General features: G+C 63.4%; 14 protein-coding genes. 9 read left to right on the plus strand and 5 right to left on the minus strand.

All coding sequences use genetic code 11. The features are described from left to right. Positions 1–85: 85 nt before the first annotated feature. Entirely contained in the window at positions 86–352 is a 267-nt protein-coding gene (locus VSR82_RS19100) for a hypothetical protein (protein ID WP_013088792.1), read from the plus strand. Between the two features lie 61 nt (positions 353–413). On the opposite strand, the gene VSR82_RS19105 is transcribed toward VSR82_RS19100, so the two are convergent. Next, positions 414–1,730 (minus strand): ATP-binding protein, encoded by a 1,317-nt coding sequence (locus VSR82_RS19105; protein ID WP_498857993.1) that lies wholly within the window; start codon positions 1,728–1,730, stop codon positions 414–416. Then, positions 1,714–2,439 carry a response regulator gene (locus tag VSR82_RS19110; protein WP_018419780.1) on the minus strand — a complete coding sequence of 242 codons (726 nt, stop codon included), beginning with the start codon at positions 2,437–2,439 and terminating at the stop codon, positions 1,714–1,716. The genes VSR82_RS19105 and VSR82_RS19110 overlap by 17 nt, the downstream gene beginning before the upstream one ends. A gap of 218 nt (positions 2,440–2,657) precedes the next feature. Between VSR82_RS19110 and VSR82_RS19115 the strand changes: the two genes are divergently transcribed. After that, a complete protein-coding gene (locus VSR82_RS19115) occupies positions 2,658–3,191 on the plus strand; it encodes a Spy/CpxP family protein refolding chaperone (RefSeq protein ID WP_429460538.1) in 534 nt (177 codons plus the stop codon). A gap of 148 nt (positions 3,192–3,339) precedes the next feature. On the opposite strand, the gene VSR82_RS19120 is transcribed toward VSR82_RS19115, so the two are convergent. Further along, positions 3,340–4,050 (minus strand): pirin family protein, encoded by a 711-nt coding sequence (locus tag VSR82_RS19120; protein WP_429460540.1) that lies wholly within the window; start codon positions 4,048–4,050, stop codon positions 3,340–3,342. A gap of 579 nt (positions 4,051–4,629) precedes the next feature. On the opposite strand from VSR82_RS19120, the gene VSR82_RS19125 reads away from it, so the two are divergent. From VSR82_RS19125 to VSR82_RS19145, 5 genes are all read left to right on the plus strand, one after another. Continuing rightward, complete coding sequence (locus tag VSR82_RS19125; RefSeq protein WP_429460542.1) at positions 4,630–5,406, plus strand: ABC transporter substrate-binding protein; 777 nt, start codon at positions 4,630–4,632, stop codon at positions 5,404–5,406. Between the two features lie 294 nt (positions 5,407–5,700). After that, positions 5,701–6,390, plus strand: a complete 690-nt coding sequence (locus VSR82_RS19130) for an ABC transporter permease (protein ID WP_013088786.1) — start codon at positions 5,701–5,703, stop codon at positions 6,388–6,390. Further along, entirely contained in the window at positions 6,387–7,100 is a 714-nt protein-coding gene (locus VSR82_RS19135) for an ABC transporter permease (protein WP_018419774.1), read from the plus strand. Before VSR82_RS19130 ends, VSR82_RS19135 begins: the two co-directional genes overlap by 4 nt. A gap of 40 nt (positions 7,101–7,140) precedes the next feature. Beyond that, positions 7,141–7,920 carry an ABC transporter ATP-binding protein gene (locus tag VSR82_RS19140; RefSeq protein ID WP_008918159.1) on the plus strand — a complete coding sequence of 260 codons (780 nt, stop codon included), beginning with the start codon at positions 7,141–7,143 and terminating at the stop codon, positions 7,918–7,920. Between the two features lie 616 nt (positions 7,921–8,536). Next, positions 8,537–9,694, plus strand: coding sequence for a porin (locus tag VSR82_RS19145; RefSeq protein WP_368584570.1), 1,158 nt, complete (start codon positions 8,537–8,539; stop codon positions 9,692–9,694). A gap of 184 nt (positions 9,695–9,878) precedes the next feature. Here the strand turns inward: VSR82_RS19145 and glnK are convergent, their stop codons facing one another. Further along, positions 9,879–10,217: a P-II family nitrogen regulator gene (glnK, locus tag VSR82_RS19150; RefSeq protein WP_006048444.1), complete on the minus strand. Its 339-nt coding sequence runs from the start codon at positions 10,215–10,217 to the stop codon at positions 9,879–9,881. Between the two features lie 100 nt (positions 10,218–10,317). Beyond that, a complete protein-coding gene (locus tag VSR82_RS19155) occupies positions 10,318–12,042 on the minus strand; it encodes an NAD+ synthase (RefSeq protein ID WP_368584569.1) in 1,725 nt (574 codons plus the stop codon). A 150-nt stretch (positions 12,043–12,192) separates the two neighbouring features. On the opposite strand from VSR82_RS19155, the gene VSR82_RS19160 reads away from it, so the two are divergent. Both VSR82_RS19160 and VSR82_RS19165 read left to right on the plus strand, forming a co-directional pair. After that, positions 12,193–13,362: a GNAT family N-acetyltransferase gene (locus VSR82_RS19160; protein WP_429460546.1), complete on the plus strand. Its 1,170-nt coding sequence runs from the start codon at positions 12,193–12,195 to the stop codon at positions 13,360–13,362. A 10-nt stretch (positions 13,363–13,372) separates the two neighbouring features. Next, on the plus strand, positions 13,373–13,690 hold the full coding sequence (locus VSR82_RS19165; RefSeq protein WP_429460548.1) for a GIY-YIG nuclease family protein: 318 nt from the start codon (positions 13,373–13,375) through the stop codon (positions 13,688–13,690). Position 13,691: the final 1 nt, after the last annotated feature.

A 13,691-nucleotide genomic window follows, 5' to 3' on the forward strand; every position in this document is an offset into this window, starting at 1 on the left:
AAAACGACGCCGAGCTTCCCGCAACGAAGCAGGTATCATCAATCCTGATATCGGAGTGTCACTACCGCTCTAACGGGAGATTCGCATGAAGGGAAATCTGGTGATCGTCTGTCGCGATCAGGACGCTGAGGCATTCGACCATCTGCTCGCCGAATACGGCGCGTTCCAGACGCGTCTGTCGTCGACCGCGTGGTATCTGAAACTGGAGGTCGCGCCGGAACTGATTCAGGAGGAAATACTCGCGCGTCTCGGCAAATATACGACGCACTATATTTTCGAGGCGGAATCGGTGACGTGGAATACCGTCGATAGCGAAACGGCGAATGCGTTGAATACGCTGTTTTCGGACTGACCGCTCGCCGCGCGCGATGCCGACGCCCCCGCGCGCGCATCGCGACTGCAACACCCTGCTCCTACCACGCGTTTTCCGAGGCCGTCGCAACCCGCGGCAGCACTTCGAACGGAAAGCTCATCAACACCCGCAAACCGCGGCCGTCGTGATTGCCGATTTCCCACTCACCGCCCGCGCGCCGCACCAGCCGCTCGACGATCGCAAGACCCAGCCCGCTGTGGCCGTTGCCGCCGCGCGCCGGATCGAGCCGCACGAACGGCCGGCTCGCGCTGATCAGATCCTGGGCGGCGATGCCCTTGCCGTTGTCGCTAACGGATAGCGTAAAGCCCTGCGGTGTGCGCGCAGTCGCCACGACCACCGGCGGCGCCCCATATGCATGCGCGTTGTCGATCAGATTCGACAGGATCCGGTCGAGCGTGGCGGCCGGCAACAGAAACGACGGCCCGGCGTTCAGCTCCGTGTGAACGGTCGGAGCATCGCTGGACACCGCCCGATAGCTGCGCACGACACGCTCGCACTGCGCATCGACTTCCACGGGTTCGCTGCGGTCCGCGCCGTCGTGCGCGAACAGCAGGAACTGCTCGACGATATGCGTCATCGAATCGACGTCGCGCACGACGCCGTCGCGCGTCTTCGCGTCGTCCATCATTTCGGCGCGCAGCCGCAGACGCGCGAGCGGCGTCTTCAGGTCATGCGCGACACCGGCCAGCATCACCGCGCGATCGTTCTCGGTGCGCGCGACTTCCTGCACCATCTGATTGAAGCCGTGCGTGAGTTGCCGCAATTCGCGCGGCCCGCGCTCCGGCACCGGCGGCACCGGCAGCCCGCGGCCGAAGCGCGCGACCGCCTGCGCGAGCAAGCGCAGTGGCCGCTGCAGCGCCCAGGCGGCGAACAGCGCCGCCATCACCGCGAACGAGAAAATAATGACGAGCCACAACACCGTGCGGTCGAGCGAGCGCGGCATGCGCAGCGGCTGAACCGGCACGACGATCCAGTTCCGATCAGTCGCGGCGCGCACCCATAGCGTGGGCGGTCCGCCGGGCGGACCGACGCGCACCTGGGTGTCGGCCGGCATGCGGTCGCGCACGTCCTCGACGAAACGCTCGAGCGGCGGCGGCATGCTCGCGCGGGCTGCCGGCACGTCCGGGCTGGCCGGGTCGACCAGCTTCACTCGCGATGGCAGCGGTTGATCCGGTGTGCGGGCGACGTGCTGACGCACCGCGTCGACGAGGAAGGTCGCTTCCTCGACCGCGTAGCGCGTTTGCAGTTGCGAACGTTCTAGCCGCATCAGCGCGTACCACGCGAAATGAGACAGCATCAGCACCGCGACGACGAGCAGTGCGAGCCGCCCGAACAGCGAATCAATGGGCCGACGCATGCTGCTCGCCGTCCGGCACGAACACGTAACCGCGGCCGCGCACGGTCTGGATGAAGCGCGGTGTGGATGGATCGGTTTCGAGAATGCGACGCAGGCGCCACACCTGCACGTCGATGCCGCGGTCGGTGCCGTCGTACTCGGGACCGTGCAGCAGTTCCAGCAGGCGCTCGCGCGTGAGCGTGCGCATGGGGTGATTGACGAAGATCTTCAGCAGCGCGAACTCGCTGCCCGACAGCGTGAGCGGCTTGTCTTCGAGATGCAGCGTGCGCGATTGGAAATCGAGCGTGAAGCGGCCGAAGCTGAACGGCTCGCGCTGCTCGGGCGCAGCGGCCGACGGCAGCGTGCGGCGGCGGCGCAGCACCGCCTGCACGCGCGCGAGCAGTTCGCGCGGATTGAACGGCTTGCCGAGGTAGTCGTCCGCGCCGAGTTCGAGTCCGACGATACGGTCGACGTCGTCGGCGCGCGCGGTCAGCATGATGACGGGAATATCGTCGCCCGATGCGCGCAGCTTGCGCAGCGCGGTGAGGCCGTCCACGCCGGGCATCATCAGGTCCAGCACGATGAGGTCGGGGCGCTCGCGCTCGAGGCGCCGTTCGAGTGAGCCCGCGTCGTGCAGCACCGAAACTTCGATGCCCTGACGGGCCAGATAGTCGCGCAGCAGATCGCGCAGTTCGACGTCGTCGTCGACGACCAGGATTTGAGTAGCCATGAAATGAAGTTTAACGCGCGGCAGAAAGGGATTTCGTTTTCCAAACGGTCTGAAGGGTTACCGGGTGTTACGGTGAAAGCCGCGCGTAATTGCTGGTAATGGCGGCGTCCTGGCGCGTAACACAGCGGCGCACGCGGTTCTCTACGCTGTGCCTTACCGAGTGCAGGCAGTCCAAAGACCGGTTGCATCGTCGGCTATTCCATTACAAGGAGCCTCATATGTCCACCAAAAAGATGTCGCGCGTTCTCGCCGTTGCCGCCACCGCTCTCGCCATCGGCGCGGGCGCCGCTTACGCCGCTCAACCCGCCGAGCAGGCGCACGGCGGCCCCGGCGGCTGGCACGGCCACTTCATGAAGGAACTGACCCAACTCCACGATCAGCTGAAGCTGAACGCGGATCAGGAAAAGCTGTGGCAAAGCGCGCTCGATACGATGAAGCAGAATCACGAAGCGATGCGCGCGAATCACAAGCAGGCTCACGACCAGTTCAAGGCCGCGCAGCAACAGCCGATCCTCGATCTGAACGCGATGGCCGCGACGCATCAGCAGATCGAGCAGAAGGACGCGCAACTGCATCAGCAAACCACCGACGCATGGCTCAAGTTCTATAACGGCCTGAACGACCAGCAGAAGACCACTGTCAGCACGGCGATCAAGCAGCGCTTCGCGCGGATGGAACAGCGTCACGAGAAGATGCGCGAGGGTTGGGAGCATCACAAGGGCGCGGCGTCGGCGCCGGCCGCTAATCAGTAAGCGGCTCGTTGCATCCGCGAGGCGTGCCAGGGAGGGCGCCTCGCTAATAGAAAAAACGCCACGGAAGAGGTTTTCCGTGGCGTCGTCGTTTTGGTGCTGCTCGCGGCTCGATCCGCGGGCCGCGGGCCGCGCGAATCAACCGCTCGGATCAGCCGTTCAACTGACCGAGATCGAACAGCAGCACTTCCGCGCCGTCGCCCTTTTCGAGCGTGACCGTGTCGACGTCGCTGAGCTTCGCGGCATCGCCCGCTTCGAGCACCGTGCCGTTCACGCTCAGCGTGCCGCGCGCGACGTGCAGATAGGCGAGGCGCCCCGCCGGTATGGCGAACGTCGCGTGTTCGGCGCCGTCGAACAGTCCCGCGTAGATCGACGCGTCCGCATGGATCGTCACCGAGCCGTCGCGGCCGTCGGGCGACGCGATCACGCGCAGACGGCCGCGCTTGCTGTCGGCGTCGAAGCGCTTTTCCTCGTAGCCGGGCTGATCGCCCGCGCGGCGCGGAATGATCCAGATCTGCAGCAGATGCGCGGGTTCGTCGCGCGACGCGTTGAACTCGCTATGCTGCACCCCGGTGCCCGCGCTCATGCGCTGCACGTCGCCGGGACGGATCGTCGAGCCGTTGCCCATGCTGTCGCGATGCGCGAGCGCGCCCTCGAGCACATACGTGACGATCTCCATGTCCCGATGCCCATGCGCGCCGAAACCCTGGCCGCCGGCGATGCGGTCTTCGTTGATCACGCGCAGCGGCCCGAAGTGCACATGCTCGGGGTCGCGGTAATCGGCAAACGAGAAGCTGTGATACGAGTCGAGCCAGCCGTGGTTGGCGTGACCGCGTTCGGCGGAGCGGCGAATCTCGATCATGGAAAGTCTCCCGGTAAGTACTCAATCAGAGCGATGCGTGGAATGTAGGGGCTGCGTGGCCACTAAACAATCGTGCGCGACCGCACTGCAGCGTTCCACCGCTGCATGCAATCGCGCGGACGGCACGGATGCCCGGCGCCCGGCAGCCCGGCACCAGCCCGGCGCCCCCAAAACCGCGCCGGCGTCGCGCACGCACAACGCGCTGCGCGGCGTCTTGCCGCTCGCTGCCGCCCCGCGCTGGCAGCTTGCCGCTCTTCGGGTAAAATACCGCGCTTTTCAAGCCGCGTGGACGTCCAGCGGGGCGTGCAGGCCGCGCCGGCAAGCCTCTCCGGGCCGGCCGCAACCGGCGCGCGACGGGCTCCGACCCGGCGCCACGCCCGCGCGAGGCATGTCCGGCAAACACGGAACGCGCCGGAGCAGCGCGCCGCGTCGCACGAACCGCCCGCGCAAGGAAGACGAGCGCGCGGCGACAATCCCTGCGGCACGGCAATTTTGACCGCCTAGAATAGCGACCGTCGGCCCTCGGCCGGCGCTCGTCGGGTCGAGTCATCACGACGATCAGTTTGGTTCAGGAGAAACATGAAGAAGTTCGCACTGTGCGTGGCTCTGGCAGTCATGGCCACCAGCGCGATGGCGAAAGAATGGAAGACGGTGCGCATCGGGGTCGACGCCAGTTATCCGCCATTCGAATCGAAGGCGCCTAATGGCGACATCCTCGGTTTCGATGCCGACCTGGCCCGCGCGCTGTGCGCGAAGATGAACGTGAAGTGCGTGTGGGTCGCGCAGGATCTGGACGGCCTCATTCCGGCGCTGAAAGCTCGCAAGTTCGACGCGATCATCTCCTCGCTCAGCGTCACCGACAAGCGCCGCGAGCAGATCGACTTCTCCGACAAGATGTTCGACGCGCCCGCCCGCATGATCGCGAAGACCGGTTCTCCGCTTCTGCCCACCCCTGAATCGCTGAAAGGCAAGCGCGTCGGCGTCGAGCAGGGCTCGACGCAGGAACAGTACGCGAAGGTCTGGTGGGAACCGAAGGGTGTGGTCGTCGTGCCGTACCAGAATCAGGACCAGGTGTACGCGGATCTCGCATCAGGCCGTCTCGACGCCGCGCTGCAGGACGAAGTGCAGGCCGACGCCGGCTTTCTGAAGACACCGCGCGGCAAGGGCTTCGGCTGGGCCGGTCCGGAAGTGAAGGACCCGAAGACGATCGGCGAAGGCACCGCGATCGGTCTGCGCAAGAGCGATGCCGAACTGAAGGCGAAGTTCAATCAGACGCTCGCCGAGGTTCATCGGGACGGCACGTTCAAAAAGCTCGAGAAGCAGTACTTCGACTTCGACATTTATCCTGGCCGTTGAGCAAAACAGGCAGGATACTGAGTGGTAGGCCAGCTCGGGCCGGTGGCGATGGCAGTGCAAGTGGCACCGAAGGCGGCAATCGCAGGTAGCAACACAAGGCAGTAGATTCAAAACAATCCGAGACGAAAGTCCCAAAAGCGCGCTGCAGGAGCCACCAACGTTTCTGCGGCATGATTTGCACAGCGGCACGCTGTGCGCCGCGGATCACGGCGAGCCAGGCGCTCGTCCCCGACGCGGCGCAGCGCGGGCCGCGTCTTTCGCGGTGCGCGAGAAACGCATCGTCGAGGACTTCCTATGTTCCTTCAAGGCTACGGCCCGCTACTCCTCAGCGGCACCTGGCAAACCGTCAAGCTGGCGGTGTTCTCGCTCGCGCTCGCGTTCGTGCTCGGCCTGCTCGGCGCAGCGGCGAAACTGTCGAAGAATCGCCTGTCGAACGGCGTCGGCACCGTCTACACGACGCTCGTGCGCGGCGTGCCCGATCTCGTGCTGATGCTGCTGCTGTTCTATAGCATCCAGATCTGGCTGAACAACCTGACCGACGCGATGGGCTGGGACCAGATCGACATCGACCCGTTCGTGGCCGGCGTCGCGGTACTTGGCTTCATCTACGGCGCGTACTTCACCGAGACGTTCCGCGGCGCGTTTCTCGCGGTGCCGCGCGGCCAGCTCGAAGCGGGTGCGGCGTATGGCATGACGAGCTGGCAGGTGTTCTCGCGCGTGATGTTCCCGCAGATGATGCGCTTCGCGCTGCCCGGCATCGGCAACAACTGGCAGGTGATGGTCAAGGCGACCGCGCTCGTGTCGATCATCGGTCTCGCCGACGTCGTCAAGGCCTCGCAGGACGCCGGCAAGGGCACCCTGCGGTTCTTCTTCTTCACCCTGCTCGCGGGGGCGATCTATCTCGTCATCACCACAGTGTCGAACTTCGTGCTGATGTACCTCGAAAAGCGTTACTCGACCGGCGTGCGAAAGGCGGATCTATGATCGAGATCATTCAGCAATACTGGCGCAACTATCTGTTCACCGACGGCTATCGCTTTACCGGTGTCGCCATCACGTTGTGGCTGCTGGTCGTGTCGATCGGCCTGGGCTTCTGTCTGTCGGTGCCGCTCGCGGTCGCGCGCGTGTCGAAGAAGAAATGGCTCGCGGGCCTCGTGTGGCTCTATACCTATATCTTCCGCGGCACGCCGCTCTATGTGCAGCTGCTGCTGTGCTACACGGGCCTCTACAGCCTCGAGATCATCCGCAACAACGAGCTGACCAACGCGTTTTTCCGTGACGGCATGCACTGCACGCTGCTCGCGTTCACGCTGAACACCTGCGCGTACACCACCGAAATCTTCGCGGGCGCGATCAAGGCAACGCCCTATGGCGAAATCGAAGCGGCGCGCGCGTACGGCATGTCGTCGTTCACGCTGTACCGGCGCGTGATTCTGCCGTCGGCGCTGCGCCGCGCACTGCCCTACTACAGCAACGAAGTGATCCTGATGCTGCACGCGACCACGGTCGCGTTCACGGCCACGGTGCCGGACATCCTGAAGATCGCGCGCGACGTGAACTCCGCGACGTATCAGTCGTTCAACGCGTTCGGCATCGCCGCGCTGCTGTATCTGTGTATTTCTTTCGCGCTCGTGTGGCTGTTCCGCCGCGCCGAGCGTCGCTGGCTCGCTTACCTGCGGCCGCAAGGCAAGTAACTGCGCGTCCCTGGACAAGCAAGAAGCGTTAAGGATCCTGATGAACTCCAAGAAGCAGAAGCTCTTCGTCGACGAGCTTCACAAAAAGTATGGCGACAACGAAGTCCTCAAGGGCGTGTCGCTGAAAGCCAATGCCGGCGACGTGATCAGCGTGATCGGTTCGTCCGGTTCGGGCAAGAGCACGATGCTCCGCTGCATCAACTTTCTGGAACAGCCGAACGCGGGGCGCATTTTCGTCGACGGCGAGGAAGTGCGCACGCAGACCGCCAAGGACGGCGCGTTGCGCGTGTCGGACCCGAAGCAGTTGCAGCGCGTGCGCACCAAGCTTTCGATGGTGTTCCAGCACTTCAACCTGTGGTCGCACATGAACGTGCTCGAGAACATCATCGAGGCGCCGGTGCATGTACTCGGTCTGAAGCGCAAAGAAGCCGAGGACCGCGCGCGCGAATATCTGGAGAAGGTCGGTCTCGCGCCGCGTCTCGAGAAGCAATATCCGTCGCATCTGTCGGGCGGCCAGCAGCAGCGCGTGGCGATTGCGCGGGCGCTGGCGATGCACCCGGACGTGATGCTGTTCGACGAACCCACCTCGGCGCTCGACCCGGAGCTCGTCGGCGAAGTGCTGAAGGTGATGCAGAAGCTCGCCGAGGAAGGCCGCACGATGATCGTCGTCACACACGAAATGGGCTTCGCGCGCAACGTGTCGAATCACGTGATGTTCCTGCATCAGGGCCGCGTCGAGGAAGAAGGCCATCCGGACGAAGTGTTCAAAAACACGAAAAGCGAGCGTCTGAAGCAATTCCTGTCGGGCAGTCTCAAGTAATAAAAATTACCCGCGACTTACGATGCGAATAAACATCGAAAATGTAGTCAATGTAGTTTTACAAGGCGCTTACGAGCGCCTTTTTCGTTTTTGCCGCGTCCTTTCCCCTGGCCATCCGAACGACGGAAAAGCGCCGAAAATCCCACAGAACGGGCTGTACAGGCCTGGTTTTCGCCCTAACCTGCCACTTTTGGCTCGTCAATAGTGACAATCCTTAATGCGACCCTTTCCGAGCCGCGCTTCCCTTGCCGGACAAGGCGCTGCGCCATTTTCCGAGGGGTTCCTCCGGGTCCGGGCGCACATTCGTATTGCAATTTGGCGACACCGCCTGTGGGCGGTACTAATTTCTTCTCCCAGTTAAAGTTATTTTTGATAAATTGGTAACCAAAGTAGCAAAACAAAGTTGATTAAAAGTAGTTTCACTTCAAACACAGAGGAGAACCGGTCGGCGTGGGATCGGCATGACGCAAAGATAGCTCGACGCTACATGTCATGACAGGAGCACCCCTATCCACCCGCCACTCTCCCCTGGTACCGCTTCCTGTTCGGTGCTGATCGCGTCCGAACACCACTCGCAGTACTGGGTTTCTTTTTTTGACAGGGTATGGAGGAGAAGATGAAGAAAGCTTTGCTCGTCGCTGCGCTGATGTCGGCCGGCGTTGTTGCACACGCTCAGAGCAGCGTTACGCTGTATGGTCGTTTGGATGCAGGTCTCGAGTACATGTCGGGCGTCCCGACCGGCGCTAACGCCAACGGCGCGGCCAACACCAGCTCGAACCGCTTCAAGGCGGAAAGCGGCGACTGGGGCACCAGCCTGTGGGGCATGAAGGGTGTCGAAGACATCGGCGCCGGCAACAAGATTCTGTTCCAGTTGGAAGGCTCGTTCAACACGATGACGGGCGCAGGTCCTAGCGGTGGCGGTCTCTTCAATCGCTGGGCAACGGTCGGCATCTCGAACGACCAGTACGGTACGTTCACGATGGGCCGCATGCTCTTCATCTCGAACGGCGTGTGGGACTTCGACCCGTTCGGTCAGTCGTCCTGGTCGTCGGCATCGCTGGTGCGTGGCCGCAACTGGCCGCAGTCGAGCAACAACTTCGCGTACCAGTCGCCGAAGATCGCGGGCTTTGACTTCTACGGTCAATACGCGCTGTCGAATGCGACGAGCTGGAACGGTAACGGCACGACGGCGCAAGGTCGCGAAGCTGGCGCGCAGATCACCTACACGACCTCGCTGTTCCAGATCCGCGGTCTGTACGACGAAATCCGCAACAAGAATAACGGCCAGCTGTGGGGTGGCCCGGTCGCCAACAACGGCATCAATACGGATAACACGGCCAACGGCGTCTTCGCAGCATCGCGCGAGTACTCGGCTCTCGTGAACGTGTTCCTCGGCCAGTTCAAGATTCAGGCCGCTTACCAGGCAATCCGTTCGGCAGGTGCGACGGGCGTTGCACCTGGTCAGCCGACTACCCTGGATCACGAATGGGGCGGTGTGACGTGGCAGGCAACGCCGGCTGCAGCGCTGATCGCGGCGGTCTACCACGTGAACGGCAACAACGGCGCGGGCAATGCGACGATCTACACGATCGGCGGTTCGTACAACCTGTCGAAGCGCACGCTGCTCGACCTGCAGGCAGCAACGGTACGCAACAGCCGCAATGCTAACTTCGGTCTGAACGCGAACAATGCGGGCTTCGCCGCTGCAACGGACAACCCGCTGCAAGGCCGCCAGCAAAGCGGCGTGTACGCAGGCATCCAGCACTCGTTCTAATCGAACGGTGCGCCCCGAGGGTCACACCTCGGGGAGTAACACAGGTTTCTTCGAGAGAATCTTTTTCACGCTGCTGCGAGAGGCGCGTATCGGTGCAATATCCGCAAGGGTATTGCACCGTTTTTTCTTCGGCGGCCGAATTTGAGTTCTTGCGCGCACCGGGCCGGTGCGTGCTTGCGCGGCTTCAGACGGCCGCTTCGTTCTCTTCGCCGGTACGGATGCGGATGACGCGCTCGACGTCCGCGACGAAGATCTTGCCGTCGCCGATCTTGCCGGTGCGCGCCGCGCCGATGATCGCGTCGATGACCTGATCGCACTGGTTGTCCGCGACCACGACTTCGATCTTCACTTTCGGCAGAAAGTCGACCACGTACTCCGCACCACGATACAGCTCGGTATGCCCTTTCTGGCGACCGAATCCCTTGACCTCGGTAACGGTCAGGCCGGTGAGGCCGACTTCCGCGAGCGCCTCGCGCACTTCGTCGAGTTTGAACGGTTTGATGACTGCGGTGATGCGCTTCATGGCGACCTCGTCTCTTGATGGGAAGAGTGGAAAGGAAAGGATGATTTTTATTCTACGCCGCGCCGGATGCATTGCGGCATCCGCGCGCGGGTGCCGTCTTTCACTCCACCGGTTCGGTGTAGCGCGACGTGATCGGATAACGCCAGTCGCGGCCGAACGCACGATGCGTGACGCGAATGCCGATCGGCGCCTGACGGCGCTTGTACTCGTTGATCTTGATCAGGCGCGTGACGCGCTTCACGTCGTCGACCCGATAGCCCGCCGCGATGATTTCCGCGAGCGAACGGTCCTCCTCCATGTACATGCGCATGATCGCGTCGAGTACTTCGTATTCGGGCAGGCTGTCCTGGTCGGTCTGGTTCTCGCGCAACTCGGCGGACGGCGCGCGCGTCAGAATCCGCTCCGGAATCACGTCGCGCGTCGCAAACGTGGTGGCCGCGTTGCGATAGCGGCACAGCCGGTACACGAGCGTCTTCGCGATGTCCTTGATCACCGCGAAGCCGCCGGCCATGTCGCCGTACAGCGTGCAGTAGCCGACCGCCATCTCGCTCTTGTTGCCGGTGGTCAGCACGATCGAGCCGAACTTGTTCGACAGCGCCATCAACAGCGTGCCGCGAATGCGCGCCTGAATGTTCTCTTCGGTCGCGTCTTCGGCGCGGCCCGCGAACTCTGCGGCGAGCGAGCCGCGAAACGCATCGAACATCGGGGCGATCGCGATCTCGTCGTAACGCACGCCGACGCGGCGCGCCATCTCGGCGGCGTCGGTCGTGGAAATGTCGGCCGTGTAGCGCGACGGCATCATCACCGCACGCACCTTGTCGGCGCCGAGCGCATCGCACGCAACGGCCAGCACGAGCGCCGAATCGACGCCGCCCGACAAACCGATCAGCGCGCCCGGAAAACCGTTCTTGCCGATGTAGTCGCGCACGCCCATCACGAGCGCCGCGTACACCTGCGCTTCGATCGACTGCTCCGGCGCGATTGCGGCCGGCAGCGGTTTGCCGTCCTCGAACTCGACGATCGCCGTGGCTTCCTCGAACTGCGCGAGCTTCGCGACGAGTGCGCCCTGCGCGTCGAGCACGAACGAGCCGCCATCGAACACGAGTTCGTCCTGCCCGCCGACCATGTTCACGTAGACCATTGGAATACCGGTCTCGCGAATGCGCGCGCGCAGGATGTCGAAGCGCACCGCCTCCTTGTTCAGGTGATACGGCGAGCCGTTCGGAATCAGCAGCACCTGGGCGCCCGCGGCCTTCGCCATCTGCGCGGCCGACGCATGCCATGCGTCTTCGCAGATCACGACGCCGTACTTGAGCCCATCGAGTTCGAACACGAACGGCTGCGGATCGGCTGCGAAGTAGCGCTTCTCGTCGAACACCTCGGTGTTCGGCAGATCCTGCTTGCGATAGGTGCCCTTCACTTCGCCGTCGACGATCAGCGACGCCGCGTTGAACGTGTCGACCGGCGGCACGCCGCGCTCGATCGGCGCGTTTGCATTACCATGGCCGTTCGCCGCGTTGTGCACGAGCTTGTGCGCGAGGTTGTCCGACCCGTCGCGCAGCGGATGGCCGACGATCACATGCAGACCGGTGAACGGCTTCAGTTGCGCGGCGAGATCGGCCAACGCGGCCGCGCTTGCGGTATAAAACGCGGGGCGCAGCAGCAGGTCTTCGGGCGGATAACCCGACAGCGCGAGTTCAGGCGCGACCAGCAGCTTCGCACCATCGCCGTGCGCGGCGCGCGCGGCGGCGACGATCTTCGCGACGTTGCCGGCGAAGTCGCCGACGGTGACATTGATTTGAGCAAGAGCGATTCGGGTCTTCATGGCAGGATCGACAGGCAAGCCTTCACGGCTCGCGGTACCGCGGCTCGATGGCTCGACGGAATTGAACAAACCGGATAAACGAACTCAACGAACGACGTGGCAGCTTCAGCTTCATCGCGCCGCGCCGGTCATTGCAAACAGTCACTCAGATTGAACCAGCAACGTATCGATTATCGCACGGGCATTCTGGCATCGCCCTCCGAGGTAGACGCCGCCGAATGGAACGCCCTCCTCGCCGCGCAGCCGCACCCCACGCCGTTTTTGCGGCATGAGTTTCTGAGCGCGCTCAATGCGACGCAATGCGCGGTTCCCGACACCGGTTGGGCGCCGCAATTCGTCACGCTGACCGACGCGCGCACGGGCAAGCTCGCGGCGGCGGCCCCGGTCTATCTGAAGGGTCACTCGTACGGCGAGTACGTGTTCGACTGGGCCTGGGCCGACGCGTACAAGCGCAACGGCCTGCCCTACTACCCGAAGCTGCTGTGCGCGGTCCCGTTCACGCCGGTGCAGGGCAACCGGCTGCTATCGGCGAACGGGCACGCGTTGCGCCATCTCGCGGCCACCTTGATGGCGTTCGCCGAGCAAGCCGAGGTATCGTCGCTGCATGTGCTGTTTCCGACGCAGAGCGAAGCCGACGCGCTCACCGATATCGGCATGATGCAACGCGAAGGCGTGCAGTTTCACTGGCTCAACGACGGCTATCGCGACTTCGAAGACTTTCTGTCGACGCTCGAACAGAAGAAGCGCAAGAACATTCGCGCCGAACGTCGCAAGGTGCGCGAGGCCGGCATCACGATGCGGCGCATCCGCGGTGAAGACATCAAGGATGCCGACTGGCGCTTCTTCAGCAAGTGCTATCGGCAAACCTATCGCGAGCATTTTTCGAGTCCATATCTGAACCTCGATTTCTTCCGGATGATCGGCGAATCGATGCCGGAGAATCTGCTGCTGGTGATCGCCGAATACGAAGGCAAGCCGATCGCGAGTTCGCTCGTCGTCTATCAGCGCGACGACAAAACCGGCGGCACGTTGTACGGCCGCTACTGGGGCGCGCTCGAACATGTGCCGTGCCTGCACTTCGAAACCGCCTACTATCAGCCGCTCGAATTCTGCATCGAAGAGCAGCTCGGCGCATTCGAAGGCGGCGCGCAGGGTGAACACAAGATGGCGCGCGGCTTTCTGCCGACGGTCACGCGTTCGACGCATTGGCTCGCGCATCCTGCGTTCGCCGATGCGGTCGGCCATTTCCTCGACAACGAAAAGAACAGCATCCACGCATACGTGGACGAGCTGCGCGAACACAATCCGTTCAAAGGCTAGAAGCGCGGTTATGGCGTGGTTTCTCTATCTGCTCGAATGCTCGGACGGCAGCGTCTATACCGGCATCGCGACCGACGTCGCTGCCCGCTTCGACAAACACGTGAGCGGCACGGGCGCGCGCTATACGCGCTCGCGCAAGCCGGTGCGGGTACTCGCGTCGTTCGAGCTGGCGGACCGCTCGAGCGCATCGAGCGCCGAGTATTGGGTCAAACGGCTCACGGCCGCCGACAAGCGGGCGCTGGCGGCCGGGGTGTTCACGCTGCAGTCGGTGTTGCCGGTGGTGGCGGTGAACGACGCGGCCGAAGACGGCGAGAGTACCGAGGGCTGAG

This window comes from Burkholderia sp. JPY481, assembly GCF_038900515.1.
GTDB lineage: Bacteria > Pseudomonadota > Gammaproteobacteria > Burkholderiales > Burkholderiaceae > Paraburkholderia > Paraburkholderia youngii.